Consider the following 23,803-nt stretch of genomic DNA (forward strand, 5'->3'; position numbering starts at 1 on the left):
GCTGCCATCATGATCCTCTCCCCCCTCCCGACGACGGTGGCCTGACCGTGGTGTGGAAGGTCGCGTCCGCCACGTGGGTGCAGCGGCTGACCGACGACCGCATCGAGGCCATGACCGATGTCGGGACCTTCGCGCGCGGGCACGGTTACGCCCAGAGGGGCATGGTCACCCAAGCTGCCGCGCTGAATCGGGGCCGCGGGATCGTCGCGAAGGTGAGTGGCTCCGGCCGTGAGGCCTACCAGACCATCGTCTCGCTCGATGGGGACCCGCAGGACTCGGTCGTGGAGTGGAGCGCTCGCTGCTCCTGCCCGGTGGGCACGGACTGCAAGCACGCCGTGGCAGTCCTGCTGACCGTGCGCGACCACCTCGGCGGACTCGCGGGTGCGGCCCCCGTGTCCTCGTGGGAGGACGCACTGTCCGATCTCACCAGCCCCCCGACCACCCAGCCGTTGGACCGCGGTGCTGCCCTGGCCCTGATCGTCGAGAGCGTCCGGGCACCGCAGGACCATCGCGACCTGATCGCAGTGCCGCGGGTGCGCGTGCGGCCCACTCGCCGCACGAAGGCCGGCCACTGGTCCAAGAAGTTCTCCTGGAGCGAGGCGCTCGGCCGTGGCTTCTTTCAGGCTCGGAATTCAACGGTCAGGGCGGGCCACCGCCGCGCCCTCGAGTCCCTCGTCGCGCTGCACGGCGCCACTGACCCGTACCCGTACCGACACCAGTACGGGTACGGGTCTCCGCAGCCCAACGTCTACCTCGACGACTTCGGCCCGGAGGTGTGGCCCACGCTGCTCCGCATCCGCGACGCCGGCGTGGAGCTCATCAGCAACGAGGCCGGTGAACCGGTCATCGTGCAGGAGGTCGCGGAGGAGATCGTCATCGACGCGGTCCGGGACCGCGACGGGCTGCGCCTGCGACCGACGGTGACGGCTGCGGACGGCGTCCCCGACATCAGCCGGTCCGAGATCCAAGTCGTCGGTCAACCGGGTCACGGGGTCGCTCTTCTCGGCGACTCGCTGACCCTCGCCCCGCTGGCCGTCGAGGTCGCTCCGGGTCTGGCCGACCTCGTCCGGGACACGGGCGAGCTGGCCATCCCCGAGGACGACGTCGACCGTTTCCTCGCGCTGTACCTCGCGCGCCTGCGGGAGCAGGTGTCCGTCACCTCCTCGGACGGGAGCGTCGACCTGCCCGAGCCCACTCCGCCGCGGCTGCACGTGGGCGTCCGCGTTGAAGGGAGCGGCATCCGCCTCGAGCTGGGCTTCGCCTACGAGGCCGGGTCGACCGTCCACGTCGTCCCGGCCGGAGTGGGCGCAGCCGTGCCCCGCGACACGAAGGGGGAGCAGGCGCTGCTGGCGGGGGTGGAAGCGCTGGAGGAGATCCCCGGCGCGGTCACCCGTGCGGTGGGCAGCACCCACCGCAGGATGCCGGCATCCCTGCGGGTGGCCGGGGCGGCCGCCATCCGCGTCGTCACCGATGTCGTGCCGCAACTCGAGGAGGACCCCCGGGTCCTCGTCGAGGTCGACGAGGACATCCCTGCCTACGAGGAGCTGGACGCCGAGCCGCAGATCGCGCTCCACGGGGCGGGTGGGCAGGCGGAGTCGGACTGGCTCGACCTGGGCATCACCGTGACCGTGGGTGAGGTGGAGGTGCCCTTCGAGTCGCTCTTCCAGGCGCTGGTGCGCGGCGACGAGATCATGCAGCTGGACACGGGGGAGTGGTTCCGCCTGGATCAACCCGTCCTCGCCGACCTGCGTGACCTCATCCAGGAGGCCCGCGATCTTGCCGAGCCCGAGGCGGGGCAGCTGCGACTGAGCCGCTACCAGGTCGGCCTGTGGGACGAGATCGCGGATCTCGGCGATGTGGACATCGAGCGCGAGCACGGGTGGCTGCGCAGCGTCGAGGCACTGCGCGAGCTCGATGTGGACGCCGCACCCGCGCTGCCCGAGCGGTTCACGGCAACCCTGCGGCCGTACCAGCTCGACGGCTACCACTGGCTGACCACGCTCTGGGACACCCGACTCGGTGGCGTCCTCGCCGACGACATGGGTCTGGGCAAGACCGTCCAGGCGCTGGCCCTGATCGCCCGTGCTGCCGAGGCGAACGAGCTCGATGAGCCGGTCCTGGTCATCGCCCCGACGAGCGTTGTGGGGACGTGGGCCGGTGAGGCCGAGCGCTTCGCCCCCGACCTGGACGTGCGCGTCCTGACCCAGACGCACAAGCGACGCGGCGAGACGGTCAGCGAGGCCACCGCCGGCGCCGATCTCGTCGTGACGTCGTATGCGGTGCTGCGCATCGATGCCGAGGAGTTCGCCGACGTGGCCTGGCGCGGCGTCCTCATCGACGAGGCGCAGTTCGTCAAGAACTCCCGGTCCAAGACCCACCAGGCGATCAGGCGACTGTCCGCCCCCTTCGTCCTCGTGGTCACGGGTACGCCCTTGGAGAACTCGCTGATGGACCTGTGGTCCATGCTGGCGCTGGCCGCGCCGGGGCTCTACCCGAGCCGGGAGAGATTCGTCGAGGTCTACCGCAAACCCATCGAGTCCGGTGCCCAGCCGGAGCTGCTCGACCGCCTGCGACGACGCATCCGACCACTCATGCTGCGTCGGACCAAGGAGGCGGTCGCGCTCGACCTGCCGCCGAAGCAGGTGCAGGTCATGCCCGTGGAGCTCAGTCCTGCTCACCGTCGCCTCTACGACCGGCACCTGCAGCGGGAGCGCAAGCGGGTCCTGGGGCTGCTCGAGGACCCCGATGCCAACCGCGTGGCCATCCTGGCGTCGCTGACACGCTTGCGTCAGCTGAGCCTGGCCCCCGAGCTCGTCGACGCCGAGCACCGCGGGACGGTGTCCTCGGCCAAGGTCGACCTGCTCGTCGAGCACCTGCACGAGCTCGCCGAGGAGGGGCACCGGGTGCTGGTCTTCAGCCAGTTCACGCGCTTCCTGGGTCTGGTGCGCGAGCGACTCACCGCGGAGGGCCTGACGACGTGCTACCTCGACGGCTCGACCCGGGACCGGGCCGCAGTCATCGACGAGTTCCGTCGTGGTGACGCGCTCGCCTTCCTGATCAGTCTCAAGGCCGGAGGTGTCGGACTGACCCTCACGGAGGCGGACTACGTCTACGTCCTCGACCCGTGGTGGAACCCCGCGGCGGAGGCCCAGGCGATCGACCGCGCCCACCGGATCGGTCAGGACAGGCCGGTCATGGTCCACCGACTCGTCTCCAGCGGCACCATCGAGGAAAAGGTCCTGGCGCTGCAGGAGCGCAAGCGCGACCTCTTCGAGCGGGTCGTCGACGACGGTGGCGCGCTCTCGGGGAAGATCACCGGCGAGGACATCCGCGCGCTGCTCGAGACGGACTGAGCCGGACCGCCGCCCGCTCTTCCGGAGAGGGTGTCCAGGTCCTCTCCGTGTGTGGGTGGTGCGATGCCCCAGTACTTCGGTGCCTCCTTGCGTCGGGACATCGGTGACAGCGTGTGTCAGGACTTCGAAGACGGAGACGGAGACGGAGACGGCGGCCGGGCTGTCGGTGGTCGAACATATGATCGAGGTATGTCGATGGTGGCGCAGTGGAGCGAGGGTTACGGGATGGTTCCCGGGCTGCGTGATGCGTTGCGGTCGTTGTCTTTCGGGGCCGCTGCTCCCGTACTGACGGCTGCCGCCGGAGTGGGCGCACTTGGTGTCGATGCGAGTGGTGGTGAGGCTGCGGACGCGGGATTGTGGCGACTTCAGGACCGTGAGGTCACCGAGGCCTTGGCCGTCGTCGGACAGATCCGGCAGCTGTTGGAGGTCGCGGAGGTCGATCTGGTGCGTGAGGGTCTGGCGCGGGGTCTGTCGGCCGAGTCTGCGTGGTCGGCGTGTGACTGGGTCACCCGCGCGGAGGGTGAGCGGTCCCCGGATCCGAGTGTGCGGCACGTGGGTTCGGTGGTGCGGGTGGCCCAGGCCGGCACCACGATGGCCGGCCGGTACTGGACCCGAGCGGATGGTGCGGTCGGTGAGTTGCGCGAGGCCTTCACCAGGGGGGATCTGCCGTTGGGCAAGGCCGACCAGCTGGCGCGGTTCCATGCGCAGGTCGCGCCGGTGGCCGACGAGGAGGAGTTGGCCGACGACCTGTCGGCGTTGGTCGCGGCCGCGCAGGACGACATCGTGGCCACCGGCCCCGACGGTCGACGCCGCGAGCGGGTGCGGGGACTGACGGACAAGGAGCTCGCGGCCGGGATCACGCGTGCCGGGCGGCTGCTGAGGCCCGAGAAGGACCAGGACCGCGAGGACAAGCGCGCCAAGGCCGCGCGCACGTTCACCAAGTCCCCAGGCCCGGCCGGGATGAGCGCCTACAAGGTCGTCCTGGACGCCGAGGGTGCCGCGGTCATCGACTCGGCCATCGCGGCCATGTCCGGGCCGGTCAAGGGCCCCGACGGTGAGCACGACGAGCGGCCCGCCACCCAGCGCCGCGCGGACGCACTGGTGGAGATCGTCCGACGCGGGGTCTCCGCGCCCGGCGAAGCGGCCAAGAGCGAGAAGGCCCAGCTGATGGTCACCATCGGCCTGGACGACCTGCGCTCAGGCACCAACGGTGCCGGCGTCACCACCACCGGTGAGGTCCTGGCGCCGGCCACGGTGCGCAAGCTCGCCTGCGACGCCGGGATCATCCCCGTCATCCTCGGCAAGGACGGCGAGGTCCTCGACCTGGGCCGTACGGCGCGGTTCTTCACCCCCGGGCAGCGCAAGGCGATCTGGCTGCGCGACGGCGGCTGTACCTACCCGGGGTGCACCATGCCCCCGCAGTGGTGCGATGCCCACCACGTGGCCTGGTGGTCCCGAGGCGGAGCCACCGACACCGGCAACGCCGCATTGTTGTGCGAGCGCCACCACACGAAGGTCCACACCCACGACCTGACCGCGACCATCACCCCCACCGGCGTCACCTGGCACGTCTAGCTGTCCCGCCCCGCGCCCGGCCACCCGGCCGGGCGCACCGGCATGCCCTCTCCGCCCTTGCCGGGCTCAGCCCCAGGGACCAGGCGCACCGACACGCCCCCTTCGTCCCTGACCGGCTCGACGCCGGCGGTGGGGGTCGGCTTCGCAACTGCGTGGGATCGTGCGACGGATTGGGCGGACGGCAGTCAGGCGATCCCAACGGCGTCGAAAGCCGCCTCCACAGCGGCGACCTTCCGGTCCCGCTCGTCCCGGGGCCTGCCGCGCAGGAACGATCGGGCGCTGGCCACGGACGCCCGTCGGGCGTCGACGAACTGCGATGTCCGGGACAGCCGCTGGGTCAGCGCGATGTAGTAGACCGCGGACACCTCGTGCGGCGTGAGCGCGAGGGCGCCGTCGGGTTCCTCGGTCGTGAGCAGGACGTAGGCGGCCTTGTTCGGGATGCCGCTGTTGGTGTGCACCCCGCCCCAGTCCCCGTTCTGGGTGACGGGTAGGTCCCGGTAGTCGTCCATGTGCGCCGGCTGGTCGAAGCGGGTCGGGTCGGCCATGTCGCGTAGCGCCTCCCGGTTCGGGAAGAGCCTTTCGCCGATCAGCCAGTCCCAGGTGCGCGGGTCCTCGTTGCCGAGGTTGGCGATGATCGTGCCGAAGACGTCGGAGTAGGACTCGTTGAGTGCACCGGACTGGGCGCGGTACTCCAACCGCGCGGTCGAGCCGGTGACACCGTGGAAGATCTCGTGGCCGACGACGTCGACGTTCGCCGACAGCGACAGCAGTTCCTCCCCGTTGCGTATCTGGCCGTAGACCATCTGCGTGCCGTTCCAGAATGCGTTCGCCCACTCCTTCGGTCCTCCGCTGGCGGACTGCACGACGCAGTTGATGGTGGAGGTCATCGGCCCGCCGCGGCCGTCGATGTTGTTGCGCAGCACCACCGTCCGCAGGAAGCGCGCAACCTGTATGGCGTTGGCGTGCGCGCTCACGGCGCCGGGTGACCAGTCGGGCGGGTTGGCGATGATCGTGCCCGGGAGCGCATCGGCGTCGACCGCGGGGTCGCCGAACCCGAAGTCGAAGGTCTCGACGTTGTGCTCCGGGTCGCGCAGCACGAGGCCCTCACCGTCCTGCTGGGCGGCGAAGGTGCGCTGGTCCCCGTAGCTGTCCACCGCGGACTGCTCCTGGGCCTGCGCCGTCAGGCTCGGTGTCCGCGGCAGCACGGCGACCACGGCTGCGTCGTGGGCGTCGATGACGTAGTCCACGAGGTGCGGCGCCTCGGGGAGCGGGGCATCGTCCCCCTTCGCCCCTCCCCGGGTGGTCACCGGCACGTCCTCGAGCAGGTAGACCAGCCGCCACCGCTCGTCCGCGGCGTCGAAGTAGAACTGCAGGCGGGGGACGACATCGGTCAGCGGGGTGTAGCCACCCGGCGCCCCGCGCGCGACCTCGACCGCACGGGCCGGGGCGATGGCGGCAACCGGGTCGACGTCCTCGGGTTGGCCCATGGTGGTGTCGATGCCGACCAGCTCGTTGTCCTCGTCGAGCTCCACGACGACGAAGGACCCGTAGACGGGGATGCCGTGGAGGGCCTGGCGGAACTTCACCGTGCGGGTGCCGGTCAGGGCGACGGTCTCGGTGCCGAGGGTGGTGAAGCGGGTCGGGACGCCAGCGGCCTCGGGCGCGGTCAGGGAGGGAAGGGAGGGGCTCGCCAGTGCGTCGTCGAGGTATCCGCGCGCAGCGGACTCCGGGTCGAGGACGTCGTGCACCTCCGGGGCGATGCCGGCGCGGACCCCACGTTGGGCGGTGATGCCGGAGAGGGCCTCGGACGAGGAGTCGTCCCACGCGTGGATGGAAGACCTGGTCAGTCCGTCAGGACGGTGATCGTCGGGCATCGGTGCTCCTTCGTCGATCACCTCATTCTAGGCCCGGTGCCCGACAGCGAGAAGGTCTCGACGGTTCGGGACCGGCAATCGTTACTGCTCCCCGACGGCCTCGAGCTGGTCGTCGAGCAGGTCGCGGAAGAGCCCGATGGACTGGGCGCCGACGAGGGCCTCGTGGCCGATGACGAAGGTGGGCGTGCCGGTGGCGCCGACCTGCTCGCCCTCATGGGCGTCGGCCCGGACGAGCTCCAGCAGCCGCGGGTCGTCGAGGTCCTCCTCGAACTGATCCATGTCCGGTACGTCCACCTCCTGGGCCCACCCGAGGAGCTTGTCCCGGGTGACCTCGAGGTGCTCCTCCTCGGGTGCATCGGCGTAGACCGCGTCGTGGTACTCCCAGAAACGGCCCTGCTTCCCGGCGGCGCGTGCGGCGACGGCGGCGTCGCTGGACTGCTCACCGAAGAGCGGCAGGTCGCGCCACTCGATGCGGATCCTGCCGGTCTCGACGTACTCCTCGACGATCGTGGGGAGCGTGTCCCGGTTGAAGACACCGCAGTAGGGGCAGCGGTAGTCGGCGTACTCGATGAGCACCAGCGGCGCGTCGACGTCGCCCATGGCTGTCGGGTCGTCGGCCTCACGCCGGGCCAGACCGATGTCGTCCTCGGCCTCGCGGGGGTTGTCGTAGGCCGAGCTCGACTTGCTCTCCTCGGCGTCCGGCGCGCTGCCCCCGGTGCCCCCGCCGAGGCTGGAGAGGATCACGCCCGCGGCGAGGCTGCCGACCATCGCCAGGGCAAGGATGATCGCGAGGACGCGGCGGGTCTTGTCGGACATGGTCGAGACCCTACGCACCGTGGTCCACCGCGCACGGTCTGCCCTGCGCGGTGGTGATCTACCTCCCCGGCTGGAGGAGCACCTTGGTGTAGCCCCTCTCGCGCTTGTCGAACCGGGAGTAGGCATCGGGAGCCTCGGCGAGCGGCAGTTCCTGGGAGACGACGAAGCCGGGCTCGGCTCGACCGGCGATGATCAGGTCACGCAGGAAGTGTGCGTACTGCTTGGCGTCGGCCTGGCCGGTGCCCATGGTCTGGCCCTTCTCGAAGTAGCGCCCGACCTTGAAGAGCAGCTCCCCCTTCGCGGCGTGCTCGTTGGGCGCGCCCGGGTCGGAGGGCAGGTACAGCCCCACGACCCCGATGGACCCGGTCGAACGGACCGTCTCCACCAGCTGGTTGAGCACGAGCGCGGGCTGCTCCTCGCCCCCTTCGGCCGTGGCCTGGTACCCGACGGCGTCGATGCCCCGGTCGACGCCCGGAGCCCGCAGCTCGTCGGCGATCTGCTGCGCCGGGTCCCCGACGCTGAAGTCGATCGGCTCGGCACCGATCTGGCCGGCCAGGTCCAGCCGGTCCTTGTGCCTGTCGACGGTGAAGACCCGGCTGGCGCCGCGCAGCAGCGCCGAGTACGTCGCCATCAGGCCGACGGGCCCGGCACCGTAGACCGCGACGGTGTCCCCGGGACGGACACCCGCCAGCTCGGTGGCGTGGTACCCGGTGGGGAAGATGTCGGCGAGCAACGCGAAGTCCTGCTCGTGCTCGGAGCCCTCGGGGAGGGGGACGCAGTTGTAGTCGGCGAAGGGGACCCGCAGGTACTCGGCCTGCCCGCCCGGGTAGGGCCCCATCCCCACGTATCCGTACGCGCCACCCGCACCAGGTGGGTTCACGGTCAGGCAGAAGGCGCTCTTGCCCGCCCGGCAGTTGTCGCAGAACCCGCAGGCGACATTGAAGGGCATCACCACCCGGTCACCCTTGCGGACCGAGGTGACACCCGGCCCGACGTCCTCGACGATCCCCATGTTCTCGTGACCGAAGGTGATGCCCGGCTCGGCGTCGGTCCGTCCCTCGTACATGTGCAGGTCGGATCCGCAGATGGCGGTGGTGGTGATCCGCACCAGTGCGTCGGTCGGGTCCTCGATGCGTGCGTCCTGCACGTCCTGGACGGCCACCTCGTACGGTCCCTGGTAGACAACGGCCTTCATCGTCGACTCCTTTCGTCGTCATGGAGATGTCAGAGCCCTACCCGGTCCGCGCGTGCACATGCCTGGCACCGCCGAGGGGTCAGGCCCCCAACTGCAGGATCACGGCCCCGGCGGCGACAGCCAGTACGGCCGTACGCTCGACGGTGGTCAGCCGCTCGGAGAGGACGAGCCCCCCGATGAGCGCGCCCCAGACGACGCTCGTCTCGCGCAGCCCGGCCACCAGGGCCAGCGGTGCGCGGCTCTGCGCCCACACCGTCGTGCCGTAGGAGGTGACGGACAGGACCCCGCCGAGCAGGCCGAGCGGCGCGTGAGCGTGCATCCGCCCCCAGAAGGAGCGGCCTGCCTGCCAGCGGCACACCAGCAGCAGGACAGGTGCCTGCAGGGCGAACATCCAGCCGATGTACGCGCCGGTCTCGCCGGAGACCCGGACGCCCACCCCGTCGCTGAGGCTGTAGCCGGCGATGACCAGGCCGGCGGACAGGGCGAGGACCAGACCGGTGTCGGCCCGGGGGAGGCCACGCGCGCAGGCCAGGAGCACGATGCCGGCCACGAGCACACCCAGACCGATCCAGGAGAGGACGCTCAGGCGCTCGGCGAGGACGGTCACCGCGATGGCCGTCACCACCACCGGGGAGGTGCCGCGCATGATCGGGTAGAGCCGCGACAGATCACCGTGGGCGTACGTGTGGGTCAGCAGGACGAGGTAGGTCGCCTGCAGCAGCGCCGAGGCCACGAGGTAGGGCCAGGAGGCGAGCGCCGGTACGCCGAAGAGAACGATGAACACGAGTCCGAAGGCGCCGTTGGCCGTCCCGATCAGCGCCGACGCGACCCAGCGGTCGCCGATCGACTTGGCCATGGCGTTCCATGCCGCGTGCAGCACGGCGGTGCCGAGCACGAGCAGTAGGACGCCCTGGATGCCGAGCGACACGGTCAGGCCGGCCGGGCCGTCAGGGCAGGTTCATCCACCGGCACCGACCCCCGACGCCGTCACGGCAGGCAGACCGCACCCTCGGAGGCCGAGCCGACCAGGGCGGCGTACTTGGCCAGGACACCGGTGCTCGTCATGGGCGGCTTGACCCAGTCCGCGCGGCGGGAGGCGAGCTCGGTCTCGTCCACCTGAAGATCCAGACGACGCGCGGTCAGGTCGAGGGAGATGCTGTCGCCGTCGCGGACCAGGGCGATGGGTCCGGCGTCCATCGTCTCGGGGGCGACGTGGGCGATGCAGTTGCCGGTCGTGCCGCCGGAGAAGCGACCGTCCGTGATGAGCAACGTCGAGGCGCCGAGTCCGGCTCCCTTGATCGCGCCGGTGATCGCGAGCATCTCGCGCATGCCGGGTCCGCCCTGCGGCCCTTCCTGCCGGATGACGACGACGCACCCCGACTTGATGCTGCCCTCGGCGAGGGCGTCCAGCGCGTCGCGCTCGCCCTCGAAGACCCGCGCCGGGCCGGTGAAGGTGTCGTAGGAGAACCCGGCGGCCTTGGCGATGGCGCCGTCCGGGGCGAAGCTGCCCCGCAGGACGGCGAGTCCACCCGTCGCTCGGTAAGGCCGGTCGGAGCCGAAGAGGACGTGCCCGTCGGGCAGTGGTGGGGCGATGGCCGCGAGGTTCTCGACGACGGTGCGGCCGGTGACGGTCATCGCCTCACCGTGCAGCAGGCCGGCATCGAGCAACACCCGCATGACGACGGGGATGCCACCGACCTGGTCGACGTCGCGCATCACGTGCTGGCCGAAGGGCTTGACGTCGGCGAGTACCGGTGTGCGCCCGGCGATCTCGTCGAAGTGGTCCAGGGTCAGCGGTACCCCGGCCTCGTTGGCGATCGCGAGCAGGTGCAGTACGGCATTGGTCGAGCCGCCCAGCGACATGAGCACCGTGATGGCGTTCTCGAAGGCCTCGAGGGTGAGGATGTCGCGGACCGTGATCCCCTCACGCAGCATCCGTACCGCCGCGGCCCCGGACTCGCGGGCGATGACCGTGCGGCGCTTGTCGGCCGAGGGCGGCGAGGCGCTGCCCGGCAGCGACAGCCCGAGGGCCTCGCCCATGCTCGCCATCGTGTTCGCGGTGTACATCCCGGCGCACGCGCCCTCGCCCGGGCAGAACGAGCGCTCGATGGTGTCGACGTCCTCGCGCTCCATCGTCCCGGCCTGGCAGGCACCGACGGCCTCGAAGGCGTCGATGATCGTGATCTCCCGATCGGACTCGTCGAGCATGCGCACCAGACCGGGCAGGGCGGTGCCGGCGTAGACGAAGGTCGAGGCCAGCCCGAGTCGGGCGGCCGCCATCATCATCCCGGGCAGCGACTTGTCGCAGCCGGCCAGGAGCACGGACCCGTCGAAGCGCTCCGCCTCCATGACCGTCTCGACCGAGTCGGCGATGACCTCACGGGAGACGAGCGAGTAGTGCATCCCGACGTGGCCCATCGAGATCCCGTCCGAGACCGAGATCGTGCCGAACTCCATCGGCACGCCCAACTCCTCGCGTACCCCGTCCTTGGCGGCAGCGGCCAGCCGCTGCAGGGACAGGTTGCACGGGGTGATGTCGTTCCAGCTGGAGCCGATCCCGATCTGCGGCTTGTCGAAGTCCGCGTCGGACAGTCCGACCGCACGCAGCATCCCGCGCGCGGCGGTCTTCTCCAGGCCGTCGGTGACGTCCTTCGACCGAGGCTTCATCCGGTCGCGAAGGGAGGTGCTCGGCTCGGTCTGCGGGTGTGGCATCAAGAGGCTGCTTTCTCGCGGCCCTCACGGGGGAGGACGGGTGCCGGCTGCGGGTGCAACCGGTACCCGTCACGCTCCGTCAGCCCGCACCGGCTGTCAACAGGGGCAGGGCTGCCCCGGAGATCTGCGGGGGTTGCACGTCAGGCGAAGGCCTTCGCTGCGGCGTCGACGAAGGCATCGAGGTCGCCGGGGTTGCGGCTGGTGACGAGGGCGAATCCCCCCGCAGGGCAGGTGAACGACTCCTCATCGACCCACGTGCCGCCCGCGTTGCGGATATCGGTCCGCAGGGAGGGGTAGGACGTCAGCGTCTTGCCGTCGACCACACCGGCCTCGACCAGCGCCCACGGACCGTGGCAGATCGACGCGATCGGCTTGCCGGCCCCGGCGAAGTCCGCAACGAACCGGACCGCGTCGGCGTCCAACCGCAGACGGTCGGCATTGGTGGTGCCGCCCGGCAGGACCAGGGCGTCGTAATCGGCGATGCGGGCCTCGGCCATTGCCACGTCGGCCTCGAAGGTGTCGCCCTTCTCCACGTCGTTGTTGAAGGCCTGGACCGTGCCCGCAGTCGGAGCGATGAGGGTCATCTGCGCACCGGCGTCACCGAGCGCCCGCCACGGCGTGGTCAACTCGACCTGCTCCACGCCGGAGTTGGCGAGGACGACAGCGATCCTCCTGCCCGTCATGTCCTGCATCGGGTTCCTCCTTGGTGTGTCGGATCCTGGTTGCGGTTGTCACCCTCCGGCGTTGTGCTCGCCTGTGCTCCGTAATTTCGGGACGCAGGCGCGCGGAACGCCGTCAGGCTCCCTGGCTGTCAGAGCGCCTGCGCGGTGAGCGGGATCCGGCCACCGGCGAGCACCATGTCGACCTGACGGTCAGAGAGGCGGTGGTGCAGCGCGACCTCGCGTCCGCCGATCGTCGCGGTGAGGTTGCGTCCGGACCGCAGGGCGTCGTGCACCCCGTCGAGCACGACGACATCGTCGATCGAGATCGAGTCGTGGTCGGACGGGTCGTCGAACTCCAGCGGCAGGACACCGAAGTTGGCGAGGTTCTGCCAGTGGATGCGGGCGAAGGACTTGGCGATCACGGCGACCAGACCCAGGTAGCGCGGCGCGATCACCGCGTGCTCACGGGAGGACCCCTGCCCGTAGTTCTCGCCGGCGACGACCACGTGGCCCTCGCCTCCCTTCGCCCGCTCCGGGTAGGTCTCGTCGACGCGGACGAAGGAGAAGTCGGCGATCTTGGGGATGTTGCTGCGGAAGGGCAGCACCTGGGACCCGGCCGGCATGATCTCGTCGGTGGAGACGTCGTCGCCCATGACGAGCAGCGTGGGCACCTCCACGCGGTCCTCGATCGGCTCGAACTGCGGGAGCGAGGAGATGTTCGGCCCCTTGACCAGCTCGACCTGCTCCGCCTCGTCCTGCGGCAGGGGAGCCAGCAGCATGTCGGCGATGGTGCTGTAGCGCTCCGGCATCGTCGGGCGGGGGTAGGTGAGGTCGTGGCTGTCCGTGAGCGTGCGCGGGTCGGTGATCCTGCCGGTCAGGGCCGCGGCCGCCGCGGTCTCGGGGGAGCACAGCCAGACGGCGTCCTCCTCGGTGCCCGAGCGTCCGGGGAAGTTGCGCGGCATGGTGCGCAGGGAGTTGCGGCCACTCGCCGGGGCCTGCCCCATCCCGATGCAACCCATGCAGCCCGACTGGTGGATCCGCGCCCCGGAGCCGACGAGCGAGGTCAGCCACCCGCCGGCGATGAGGTCGGCCAGGACTTCCCGGGAGGTGGGATTGATGTCGACGGACACCCCGGTGTGGGACTGCTGGCCGTCGAGGATCTCGGCCACGACGGCGAAGTCGCGCAGGCCCGGGTTCGCGGAGGAGCCGACGACCACCTGGGTGACGTCCTCGTCCTCGACCTCGGCGACCGGCACGACGTTGCCCGGTGAGGAGGGCTTGGCGATCAGTGGCTCCAGCGTGGAGAGGTCGATGTGCTCGGTCTCGTCATAGCTCGCGCCGTCGTCGGCCACGATCTGCGTGAAGTCGTCCCCGCGCCCGACGGCCTCGAGGTAGTCGCGCACGGCCACGTCGGCGGGGAAGACGCTGGCCGTCGCCCCGAGCTCGGCGCCCATGTTGGCGATGACGTGCCGATCCATCGCGGTCAGCTGTGCCAGCCCCGGCCCGTGGTACTCGATGACCCGACCGACGCCGCCCTTGACGCCGTGGCGTCGCAGCATCTCCAGTACGACGTCCTTGGCGGAGACCCAGTCGGGCAGCTCACCGGTCAGCTCGACGCCCCACACCTGTGGCATGGACACGTAGAGCGGCTGCCCGGCCATCGCCATCGCGACCTCGAGGCCGCCGACGCCGATCGCCAGCATGCCCAGCGCGCCCGCGGCGCAGGTGTGCGAGTCCGACCCGATCAACGTCGCGCCGGGACGACCGAAGTGCGCCTGGTGCACCGGGTGGGAGACACCGTTGCCGGGCTTGGAGTACCAGAGCCCGAAGCGCTGCGCCGCGGACTGCAGGAAGAGGTGGTCGTCGGGGTTCTTCTCGTCGGTCTGCAGCAGGTTGTGGTCGACGTACTGCACCGACAGCTCCGTGCGGATGCGGTCGAGACCCATCGCCTCCAGCTCGAGCATCACCATCGTGCCGGTCGCGTCCTGGGTGAGCGTCTGGTCGACGGTCAGGCCGATCTCCGACCCCGGCTCCATCGAGCCCTCCACGAGGTGCTCGGCGATGAGCTTCTGGGCGACTGTGCGTGCCACGGGTTCTCCTCCCTGCGGCCGGTCGGCCGGCCGCATGCGGTCCTTCCGGCGGGTCATCCCTGCTGGTCTACCCGCGATCCGCGGCGCAAATCACCGGGTAGGTCCTCCAACATACGCAACCACAGCTCGGACGCCGTCGGGAAGGACGGCACTGCGTGCCGCAGCAGGTGCACCGGGACCGCGCCCACGATGGCGATCGTCGCGCCGTGGACCAGCTCGCCCGCCTCGGGGCCGACGAAGGTCGCGCCGAGCAGCCGCCCGCTGGCCCCGTCGACGACGAGCGCGGCCCGGCCGCTGACGTCGTCGCGCAACAGCGCGCCACCCGCCGTCGCGTCGAAGGGTGACTGCGCGGTGACCACCTCGTGGCCGGCCTCCTCGGCAGCGAGGGCCGTCAGGCCGACCGACCCGACCTGCGGGTCGGTGAAGACGACCTGTGGCACGGGGACGTCGGCGGGTACCGGCTCACCCGGGCGACCGGCGGCCGCATCGGCCAGGTGCGATCCGAGCACCCGGGCACGGTACTTCCCCCAGTGCGTCAGCGGCGCCTCCCCACCGGCGTCCCCGAGCGCGTGCAGCCACTGCGGCAGCTGCCCCTGCGACACGTCCTCCTCGGTGAGCCCGACGGCGTCGAGACCCACGTCGTGCAGCCGCGGCCGGCGGCCGGTGGCGACGAGCACCTCGTCCGCCTCGACCATCCCGTCCGCGGTGGTGAGGGTGACCGGTCCGCCGTGGATCCGGCCGACGCCGGTGTCCTCGGCCTGCGGTCGGTCGATTTCAGTGGCCTCGGTCGACAGGCGCACCTCCACCCCCTTCGTGCGAAGGGAGTCGGCGACCAGCTCCCCGACGAAGGGCTCCTGCCCCGCGAGCAGGCCCGGCCCGCGCACCAGCATCGTCACGCGGGAACCGAGTGCGGCCATCCACGTCGCGGCCTCGCAGGCGACGACCCCGCCGCCGATGATGACGAGCCGGTCCGGCACCTCCTGCACCGCGGTGACGTCGCGTGACCCCCAGGGGTGGACGTCGCGGTAGGGCGGGGGCACGAAGGGCTCGCTGCCGGTGGCGATGACCACGGCGCGCCGGGCGCGCAGGCGGTGGGTCCCCCCTTCGCCGGTCACCTCGACCTCCCGCTCGCCGACGAGCCGACCGTGCCCGCGCACGGGGGCGATCCCGGTGTCCTCGACCCAGTCGAACTGGCCGGTGTCGTCGTAGTGCGAAACCCACGTGTCCCGGCGGGCGAGGAGGGCGTCGCGGTCGAGTGCTCCGGCGGTCACGCCCTGCAGCTGGGCGCTGGTGTCGACGACGGACACCGGTCGCAGCAGTGCCTTGCTCGGGATGCACGCCCAGTAGCTGCACTCCCCGCCGTAGCGTTCGGTCTCGACGATCGCGGCGCTCAGGCCGCCCTCGATCGCGTACTGGGCGAGGTTCTCCCCGACGGGACCACCACCGAGGACGATGACGTCGAGGTCGATGGACTCGCTGGCGGCGGGTGTAGTCGTCACGACAAGGGCTCTACCCGCAGATCCCCCTGGCGAAAACGCTGACGCAGCACCTTCTTGTCGAACTTGCCGACCGAGGTGCGCGGGACCTCGTCGATGAAGGCGAAGGCGTCCGGCAGCTGCCACTTCGCGAAGTCCGTGGCGAGGTACTCGCGCAACTCGTCCGCGGTGACGGTGGCGCCCTGCTTGACGACGATGGTGGCCAGCGGACGCTCCTGCCACTTCTCGTCCGGGATCCCGACGACCGCGGCCTCGAGGACGGCATCGTGACCCATGAGCGAGTTCTCCAGGTCGACCGAGGAGATCCACTCGCCGCCGGACTTGATGACGTCCTTCGCGCGGTCGGTCAGGGTGATGTAGCCGAGGTGATCGAGGGTGCCGACGTCACCGGTGCGCAACCAGCCGTGGTCGAACTTCTCCTCCACCTCCGGGTCGTCGGACGCGTAGTAGCCGGCCGTCACCCACGGCCCCTTGACCTCCAGCTCACCGACGGCCTCGCCGTCGCGGGGCAGCACGCTGCCGTCGTCGGCGACGATGCGGCCCTCCACGCCGCAGAGCAGCCGCCCGGCGGTGCCCTTGTAGCGCCAGGCCTCCTCGCCCTCGACGCCGAGGGGGACGGTGGCGACCGAGGCGACCGGCGAGGTCTCGGTCATCCCCCACGCCTGGACCATGTCGAGGTCGTGGCGCTCGCGCAGTGCCTGCATCAGCGAGACGGGGACGGCGGAGCCACCGCACAGGATCCGGCGAAGGGAGTCCAGCCTCACCTCGGGGTGGTCGTCGAGGTGGGTGAGCACGTCGTTCCAGATCGTGGGCACCGCGCCGGAGATCGTCGGTCGGCTCTCGTTGATGAAGCGCACGAGCGGCTCGGCCTGCAGCCACCGGTCGGGCATGCACAACGAGGCGCCGCTCATGATCGCGGCGTAGGCCAGCCCCCAGGCGTTGGCGTGGAACATCGGCACGATCGGCAGGACCCGGTCGGTGAAGGTCAGCCCGGCGACATTGCCCGTGCAGGCGGCCATCGAGTGCAGGTAGGCGGAGCGGTGGCTGTAGACCACGCCCTTGGGGTTGCCCGTCGTGCCGCTGGTGTAGCACATGGCTGCGGCGTCGTCCTCGTCCACCTCGGGCCAGTCGAAGGTCTCGCTCTGGTCGGCGAGTACGTCCTCGTAGAGCAGGATCTCCTTGCCGGAGGAGCGAAGGGAGTCCAGGTCCGCCGCGGCCGCGTCGGGGCCCGCGACGAGCACGTGGGTGACGGTCTCCAGGTGCGGCAGCTGCGCCGCGAGCAGGCCGACGAGCGAGTCGTCGACGATGACGACCTTGTCCTGCGCATGGTTGGCGACGTAGATCAGCTGCTCGGGGAAGAGGCGGATGTTCAGCGTGTGCAGCACCGCGCCCATCGACGGGATCGCGAGGTAGGCCTCGAGGTGCTCGGCGTTGTTCCACTGGAAGGTGGCAACCCGGTCGTCGCCCTCGACGCCGAGCGACCGCAGGGCGCCCGCGAGCTGGGCGGTGCGCTTCCCGAGCTCGGCATAGCTGATGGACCGGGAGCCCTCGGCGGTCGCGGTGACCACCTCGGAGTCGGGGTGGACGCCCGTCCCGTGGTGCATCAGGGAGGCGATGGTCAGCTGGTAGTCCTGCATCGTGCTCTTCATGCACCTATCCAACTGTGTGACGGGCGCCACGTCCAGAGCGCCATCTCCTGCCCGTCACCGGCATCGCCCACGTGGGCGACCGTCCGGGGCGGAGCACACCCGCAGTCCTTGCGCGCCGGGAGGGTGGCGGGCACAGTGACGAGCACGTCAGCACTCTTCGGCCGACTCCGGGACGATCCGCGCAGCCGGGCCGAGTTCCTCGAACTCACCAGGAGCACGCCATGACCATCGCGATCATCGGAGCCGGGCTCACCGGCGCCAGCGCCGCCGCCGAGCTGCGCGAGCAGGGCTATGAGGGGGACATCGTCCTCGTGGGCGCCGAACCCCATGCACCCTATGAGCGCCCGCCGCTGTCCAAGGACATCCTGCTGGGCACCGGCACCGCCGCGGACGCCGCCGTCAAGGACGCCGACTGGTACGAGCAGCAGCGGATCGAGCTGATCACCGGGAGCGAGGTCAGCGACCTCGACCCGGCCGCGCGGACCTTCGTCGTCGACGGGCGCACGATCAGCTACGACGAGCTGCTCGTCGCCACCGGTGCCACCTCGCGCCACCTGCCGATGGTCGACGAGTCCGGCGCCCCCTTCGCCTACCTGCGCACGATCGAGGAGTCCGAGGCACTGCGGAAGAACCTCTCCGGGCGCCTGCTGGTCATCGGGGCCGGCTGGATCGGGCTCGAGGTCGCCTCCGCGGCCCGACAGGCCGGCGGCACGGTCACCGTCGTCGAGGCAGCGGCGACGCCCCTGTCCGGACCCATCGGCCCGGAGATGGCCGAGGTCTTCGCCGGACTGCACCGCGAGCACGGCGTCGACCTGCGCACCAGCACGAGCGTCACGGCCATCGAGCACGGCGAAGACCGTGCCCTGAGGCGCGACGAAGGAGCCTCGAAGGGGAGTACCCGCGCCACCCTGTCCGACGGCACCGAGGTCGTCGCGGACATCGTCCTCGTCGCGATCGGGGCGCAGCCCGAGGTCGCGCTGGCGCAGTCAGCCGGTCTGGACGTCGACAACGGGATCCTCGTCGACGAGCGGCTGCGTACGAGCGACCCGCACGTCTTCGCCGCCGGTGACGTGGCCAACCACGACCACCCGACGGTGGGGCGGGTCCGGGTCGAGCACTGGGACAGCGCCATCCACCAGGGTCGCCACGCGGCCCGCAGCATGCTCGGGGGCCAGGAGGCGTACACGCGTCAGCCCTACTTCTTCACCGACCAGTACGACCTGGGGATGGAGTACATCGGCCACCTCGGTCCGGACGGCTATGACGAGGTCGTCATCCGCGGAGACCGCGACTCGCGGGTGCTCAACGCCCTGATGATCACCTCCGGTCGGGTCGTTGCCGGCATGCACACCAACGACTGGGATGCGACTGACCACCTGCGCGCGTGCGTCGGGAACGAGGCCACCGACGCTCTGCGCGACGTGTCGATCCCACTGGCGCAGGCTCACGGCTGAGAGCCACTGGCCACCCTCGGGCTGTCCGGTCACGATCCACCTGCGATATTTGGGCATGCACCCTTTGGTCCGCCGGCTCCCGGTCGCTGCCGTGGCTCTTGGCGTGCTGGGTGCCCCAGCCGCAGCAGCGATGCCCGGTGACGGTGATGCGGAGGTGCGTGTCGAGCAGGTGAGGGTGCAGGTGGGCGCGGACCCGGACGGTGACCGGGTCACCATCGACGCCGACGTCTACCACCCCGCGGACGAGGGCGAGAGTTCCCACGAGGCGGTGCTGCTCGCGCACGGTTTCGGTGGCAGCAAGGACGACCTCTCCGAGCGGGCACGCGTCCTGGCAGAGCACGGGTATCTCGTGGTCGGATACAGCGCGCGGGGGTTCGGCGACTCCGGCGGGTCGGTGCACCTCAACGACCCCGAGTACGAAGTTGCCGATGCCCGTGCACTGGTGGACCTGATCGCGGAGCAGCCGCAGGTACGACTGGACGGGCCGGGTGACCCGAGGGTCGCGGTCGCCGGAGGCAGCTACGGCGGCGCCCTGGCCCTGATGGCCGCAGGGTCCGACCCCCGCATCGACTCGGTGGCCGCCTCGATCACCTGGCACGACCTGGCCGACGCCTTCTTCCCCCAGTCGGCGCGCGGGGTCGACGATCCCGGACCGTTCAAGGCGCTGTGGGCCTCGAACTTCTTCATGAGCGGGCTGGGTGGCGGATTGCCGGCCGACTCGCTCTGCGGCGCATTCTCCCCGCGGGTGTGCACGTTGTTCACCACGGCTGCCGAGACCGGTCAGGCCGACCCCGACCTGCTGAAGCTGCTGAGCAGGCACAGCCCTGCGCCCACGCTCGCTGACATCGAGGCGCCGGTCTACCTCGAGCAGGGCATGTCCGACACGTTGTTCGGGATCCACCAGGCCGATGCCAACGCCACGGCCTTGCAGGAGGCCGGGGTACCCGTGGCCGTCAGGTGGTTCAACGGGGGGCACGACGGCGCCACCCAGAGCGTCGCCCCGGGATCGGCCGACGCCGGCGGGCCACCCGGCGAGAGCGAGGCGCCCCAGCCCACCGACCCGTCCGCTCAGCAGGAGCAGCAAACCCAGGACCTGCTGACCTGGCTGGCCGGCACGCTGCGCGCCGACGAACCCGTCACGCAGGAGACGTTGCCCGTGCCCGCCTTCAGCTACGCACTGCCCCCAGCCGGCCGCACGGGTGGCGACGAGGACGAGCGACTCGTCGAGGCCGCGAGCTATCCCCCGGCCGGTGCCGACGCCGAGGTGTTGCCGATGTCCCCGGTGGCAGGGACAGCACTGGTCAACCCACCGGGTGGGGTGCCGCAGGCCAACACCGGCCTGCCGGGTCTCGGTGCTCTCGGCGGACTGACGGCGGGGCTGTCGACCTACCCGCTCTCCGCGCTGCCGGGGCAGTCGGTGGCCTTCGACACCGAGCCGCTCGAGCAGGACCTGACTGTGGTCGGTCGGCCGCACATCGATCTCGAGCTCACCTCGAGCGGGGCGAGCAGCACGCTCTTCCTCTCGCTGTGGGAGGTACGCAATGGCGCCCCCGTCCTGCCACGACGGCTCGTTGCTCCCGTCCGAGTCGAGCTGACCCCGGGCGCAGCCACCGACGTGGAGGTGATCCTGCCCGGCGGAACCTGGGAGATGCCGGCCGGCTCCACATGGCGGGTGCTGGTCACGGCCACCGACGCGGCGTACGCGGGGCCGGACGGGGTCCGCGCCGATCAGGTGGCGCTGGCAGGTCGGGGTCTGACCGTCCCGGTCGCCGCCGGTGCCCCGATGAGCACCAGCAGTGTCTGGGACCGCGAGACGCTAGGGGTGGCGGGTGCCCTGGGCCTGCTGCTCCTGCTGCTCGGGGGCGTGGCACTGCGCCGGCGGCGTTCCCGGTGCCCGGTGCGCGAGGATCTCGCCGATGTGCCCCTGGCCGTCGACGGGCTCGTCAAGGCCTACCCCGACGGGCACCGCGCAGTCGACGACGTGAGCTGGCGGGCCGAGCGAGGCCAGGTCGTCGGGCTCCTCGGTCCCAACGGTGCCGGCAAGACCACGACGTTGCGGATGGTCATGGGGCTGATCCGCCCCGATGCCGGCAGCGTGCACGTCCTGGGACGGCCGGTCACGGCCGGGGCCGACGTGTTGCGTCGGGTCGGCGCGCTCGTGGAGGGCCCCGGCTTCGTGCCGCACCTCAGCGGACGGGCCAACCTGCTCTCCTACTGGGCCGCCACCGGTAGGGCCGCCGAGGAGGCGCAGCTGGAGGAGGCTCTCGAGATCGCTGCGCTCGGCGACGCGATCGATCGCCCGGTCAGGGCATACAGCCAAGGCATGCGGCAACGCCTCGGCATCGCGCAGGCGATGCTCGGGATGCCGGAGGTGCTCATCCTCGACGAGCCGACCAACGGGCTGGATCCACCGCAGATCGCCGCCATGCGCCCGATGCTCGCCGAGTACGCCGCAGGTGGGCGCACCGTGATCGTCTCCAGCCACCTGCTGGCCGAGGTCGAGCTGACCTGCTCGCACGTCGTCGTGATGCACGCCGGCCGGGTGCTGGTCTCCGGCTCGGTCGACGACGTCGGTGTCGCGGAGGGGCACACCCTGGAGTCGGTCTTCCTCTCGACCATCGCCGGGGCCGGCGACGGTGACCACCTCAACCAGGTGCGACCACGATGAGCCGCCCCCTCAGCCTGCGCGTGGAGCTGCGGCGCCAGGTCACCCGACCCCGTACCCGGTGGGCCTACGTGGTCCTGATCGCCCTCCCGCTGGTCGTGGTCGCCGCCTTCACCCTGGGCGATGACGACAGCACGGGGCAGGGCTTCGCCGGCCTCGCCACGTCGGGAGCAGCCAACTTCGCGGTCTTCATGCTGCTCATCACTGCTCAGCTGCTCATCCTCATCCTGGCGGCCCTCTTCGTCGGCGACCCGGTGCCGGCGGAGGCCTCGTGGGCCTCGCTGCGCTACCTGCTCATCGCCCCGGTGCCACGGGTCAGGTTGCTCACCAGCAAGGTGCTCGTCGGGCTGGGCCTGACTGCCCTGGCGGTGCTCGTCCTGCTGGGGTGGGTACTGCTGGTGGGGGGAGTGGTCTACGGCTGGAGCCCGCTGTCGCTGAGCGACGGCGGGACGCTCGGCTGGGGCCACGTGCTCTCCCGCCTCGGGGTGGCCGCCGGATACGTCTTCATCGCCCAGCTGCCCTTCGCCGCAGTGGCCTTCTGGATGGGCGTGCGCACCGACGCGCCGCTGGCCGCGGTCGGCGTCGCCGTGATCGCGTCGATCGTCTCCTCGATCCTGGACGCGCTGACCACGCTCGGGGACTACCGGCGGGCGCTGCCCAACCACTACTCGCAGGAGTGGATCGGGCTGTTCACCGCGGACCCGGACTACGCGGCCCTGCTGCCCGGGGTGTTGTGGGCACTGCTGTATGCCGTGGTCTTCATCGCCCTCGGGTATCGCCATTTTGCCCGCAAGGACGTGCTCAGCTGACTGGCCGCCCCGTCGTCAGTCCTTGGCCGTCGCTGCTGGCTTCGGCCGTCTCGCCGGCCCGGCCGAGGCAGGTCAGCCGCGCAGGATGGTGTCCATGGCCTTGCCCTTGGCCAGCTCGTCGACGAGCTTGTCCATGTAGCGGATCTGCCGCATGAGCGGGTCCTCGACCTCCTGGACCTTCACGCCGCAGACGGAGCCGGTGATCAGGGAGGCGTGGGGGTTGAGGGTCGCCTCGGCGAAGAAGTCCTCGAAGGTCGTCTCGTCGTCGAGGTGGCGCTGCAGCTGCTGCTGGTCGAAGCCGGTCAGCCAGCGGATCACCTCGTCGAGCTCGTCCGTCGTGCGGCCCTTGCGCTCGACCTTGGTGACGTAGTGCACGTACACGGAGGCGACGCTCATGGTGAAGATCTTGCTCATGACGGGACGGTATCCGTCGCCACCAGCGCGTGCACAGAAGGGACTCCTGGCAACCGGCACCCCTTACTTCCTGCAACTCGTGCATCAGGAGTCCTTCTTGTGCACGGTCCTCAGGTCTCGATCGAACATCTCTGCGGTCGCGCGGGCGGTCGGCTGCCCGGCGTCGGGATCGGCCCCCTGCTCGAGCAGCACGGCCACGACCTCGTCCTCCCCCTTGAAGACGGCGCCGGCCAGCGGACTCTGGCCGCGGTCGTTGAGGGCGTCGACGTCGGCTCCACGCCGCGCCAGATCGCTCACCAGATCCGAGTGGCCGTGGTACGCCGCGAGCATGAGCAGGGTGTTGCCGCTCGGGTCGGTCAGGTCGGTCGGCGCGCCGGCGTCGAGGTAGGCACCGAGCCGCTCCCCGCGCCCCTCACGCGCCATGTCGAAGAGCTGGTGGGCGAGCTCGATCGCGTCGTCGGGGAGTTCGCTCATGGATCCAGTGTGCCGGTCGGCGGCAAGGTATTGTCACTAGTCAACTCGTAGTAAACCCAAGGAGAGTGCGATGAGCGGTGTGGCCACGGACCTGAAGTCGGAGCACCACAGCATCGACGAGCGACTTGCCGAGTTCGTCGCCGGTCTGGACGAAGGGGAGGTGCGGGCGGCGAGCTTCCGCGCGTCGGCGAGGGAGCTGCGGCACCACATCTACGTCGAGGAGGCGCACCTGTTCCCACCGTTGCGTGCGGCCGGGATGATCCCGCCCGTCCTGGTCATGCTCCGCGAGCACGGGGAGATCTGGCAGACCCTCGACACGGTCGAGACCTTCCTGGCCGAGGACCAGCCGGACGTGGCCTCCCTTCGCCGCGAGTGCGAGCGACTGGCCGCACAGCTCGCGGCGCACAACCTGAAGGAGGAGCAGATCCTCTACCCGGCCGCGGACGAGAGCCTGGCGACCGAGGAGCTGGAGCAGGTCGCGATCTCGCTCGTCGACGGGGACCTCCCCGGCGGCTGGCGCGCCGAGATGGCCCCCGCCTGACGGTGGTCACCGACAGACTGGCGG

Annotated in this window: 17 protein-coding genes; 6 read left to right on the forward strand and 11 right to left on the reverse strand. The window is 70.8% G+C overall.

The features are described 5' to 3' along the window. Window positions 1-47: 47 nt before the first annotated feature. Both BJY20_RS08650 and BJY20_RS08655 read left to right on the forward strand, forming a co-directional pair. On the forward strand, window positions 48-3,353 hold the full coding sequence (locus BJY20_RS08650; protein WP_185991157.1) for an SNF2-related protein: 3,306 nt from the start codon (window positions 48-50) through the stop codon (window positions 3,351-3,353). Window positions 3,354-3,542: 189 nt separating this feature from the next. Further along, complete coding sequence (locus BJY20_RS08655; RefSeq protein ID WP_185991158.1) at window positions 3,543-4,928, forward strand: HNH endonuclease signature motif containing protein; 1,386 nt, start codon at window positions 3,543-3,545, stop codon at window positions 4,926-4,928. A gap of 185 nt (window positions 4,929-5,113) precedes the next feature. Here the strand turns inward: BJY20_RS08655 and BJY20_RS08660 are convergent, their stop codons facing one another. From BJY20_RS08660 to BJY20_RS08700, 9 genes are all read right to left on the reverse strand, one after another. Continuing rightward, complete coding sequence (locus BJY20_RS08660) at window positions 5,114-6,802, reverse strand: M4 family metallopeptidase (protein WP_185991159.1); 1,689 nt, start codon at window positions 6,800-6,802, stop codon at window positions 5,114-5,116. A gap of 81 nt (window positions 6,803-6,883) precedes the next feature. Beyond that, window positions 6,884-7,618, reverse strand: coding sequence for a DsbA family protein (locus tag BJY20_RS08665; protein ID WP_185991160.1), 735 nt, complete (start codon window positions 7,616-7,618; stop codon window positions 6,884-6,886). 58 nt (window positions 7,619-7,676) lie between these two features. Further along, a complete protein-coding gene (locus BJY20_RS08670) occupies window positions 7,677-8,813 on the reverse strand; it encodes a glutathione-independent formaldehyde dehydrogenase (protein WP_185991161.1) in 1,137 nt (378 codons plus the stop codon). A 79-nt stretch (window positions 8,814-8,892) separates the two neighbouring features. Then, a complete protein-coding gene (locus BJY20_RS08675) occupies window positions 8,893-9,741 on the reverse strand; it encodes a DMT family transporter (RefSeq protein WP_185991162.1) in 849 nt (282 codons plus the stop codon). A gap of 59 nt (window positions 9,742-9,800) precedes the next feature. Next, window positions 9,801-11,525 (reverse strand): dihydroxy-acid dehydratase, encoded by a 1,725-nt coding sequence (gene ilvD / locus BJY20_RS08680; protein WP_185991163.1) that lies wholly within the window; start codon window positions 11,523-11,525, stop codon window positions 9,801-9,803. Between the two features lie 140 nt (window positions 11,526-11,665). Continuing rightward, window positions 11,666-12,217, reverse strand: coding sequence for a type 1 glutamine amidotransferase domain-containing protein (locus BJY20_RS08685; RefSeq protein WP_185991164.1), 552 nt, complete (start codon window positions 12,215-12,217; stop codon window positions 11,666-11,668). Between the two features lie 119 nt (window positions 12,218-12,336). After that, window positions 12,337-14,277 carry an aconitate hydratase gene (locus BJY20_RS08690; RefSeq protein WP_185991165.1) on the reverse strand — a complete coding sequence of 647 codons (1,941 nt, stop codon included), beginning with the start codon at window positions 14,275-14,277 and terminating at the stop codon, window positions 12,337-12,339. 53 nt (window positions 14,278-14,330) lie between these two features. Next, the gene (locus BJY20_RS08695) at window positions 14,331-15,776 is read right to left on the reverse strand and encodes an FAD-dependent oxidoreductase (protein ID WP_185991166.1); all 1,446 of its coding nucleotides are present in this window, start codon (window positions 15,774-15,776) and stop codon (window positions 14,331-14,333) included. After that, window positions 15,773-17,422, reverse strand: coding sequence for a fatty acid--CoA ligase (locus BJY20_RS08700; RefSeq protein ID WP_185991167.1), 1,650 nt, complete (start codon window positions 17,420-17,422; stop codon window positions 15,773-15,775). The genes BJY20_RS08695 and BJY20_RS08700 overlap by 4 nt, the downstream gene beginning before the upstream one ends. Window positions 17,423-17,643: 221 nt before the next feature. Between BJY20_RS08700 and BJY20_RS08705 the strand changes: the two genes are divergently transcribed. Genes BJY20_RS08705 through BJY20_RS08715 form a run of 3 tightly spaced genes read left to right on the forward strand, consistent with a single transcriptional unit; the run spans window position 17,644 to window position 22,350 of the window. After that, on the forward strand, window positions 17,644-18,876 hold the full coding sequence (locus BJY20_RS08705) for an NAD(P)/FAD-dependent oxidoreductase (RefSeq protein ID WP_185991168.1): 1,233 nt from the start codon (window positions 17,644-17,646) through the stop codon (window positions 18,874-18,876). Window positions 18,877-18,931: 55 nt separating this feature from the next. After that, a complete protein-coding gene (locus BJY20_RS08710; RefSeq protein WP_185991169.1) occupies window positions 18,932-21,544 on the forward strand; it encodes an alpha/beta fold hydrolase in 2,613 nt (870 codons plus the stop codon). Beyond that, entirely contained in the window at window positions 21,541-22,350 is an 810-nt protein-coding gene (locus BJY20_RS08715; protein ID WP_185991170.1) for an ABC transporter permease, read from the forward strand. The genes BJY20_RS08710 and BJY20_RS08715 overlap by 4 nt, the downstream gene beginning before the upstream one ends. Before the next feature lie 72 nt (window positions 22,351-22,422). Here BJY20_RS08715 and BJY20_RS08720 read toward each other — a convergent pair whose 3' ends face one another. Together BJY20_RS08720 and BJY20_RS08725 are read right to left on the reverse strand one after the other, a co-directional pair. Further along, on the reverse strand, window positions 22,423-22,764 hold the full coding sequence (locus tag BJY20_RS08720) for a DUF2200 domain-containing protein (protein WP_185991171.1): 342 nt from the start codon (window positions 22,762-22,764) through the stop codon (window positions 22,423-22,425). Window positions 22,765-22,848: 84 nt separating this feature from the next. Beyond that, window positions 22,849-23,238: an ankyrin repeat domain-containing protein gene (locus BJY20_RS08725; RefSeq protein WP_185991172.1), complete on the reverse strand. Its 390-nt coding sequence runs from the start codon at window positions 23,236-23,238 to the stop codon at window positions 22,849-22,851. Between the two features lie 70 nt (window positions 23,239-23,308). Here BJY20_RS08725 and BJY20_RS08730 point away from each other — a divergent pair, with 70 nt between their 5' ends. Beyond that, on the forward strand, window positions 23,309-23,779 hold the full coding sequence (locus BJY20_RS08730; RefSeq protein ID WP_185991173.1) for a hemerythrin domain-containing protein: 471 nt from the start codon (window positions 23,309-23,311) through the stop codon (window positions 23,777-23,779). Window positions 23,780-23,803 lie beyond the last annotated feature (24 nt).

Origin of the sequence: Janibacter cremeus, from assembly GCF_013409205.1 — a bacterium.
Lineage (GTDB): Bacteria > Actinomycetota > Actinomycetes > Actinomycetales > Dermatophilaceae > Janibacter > Janibacter cremeus.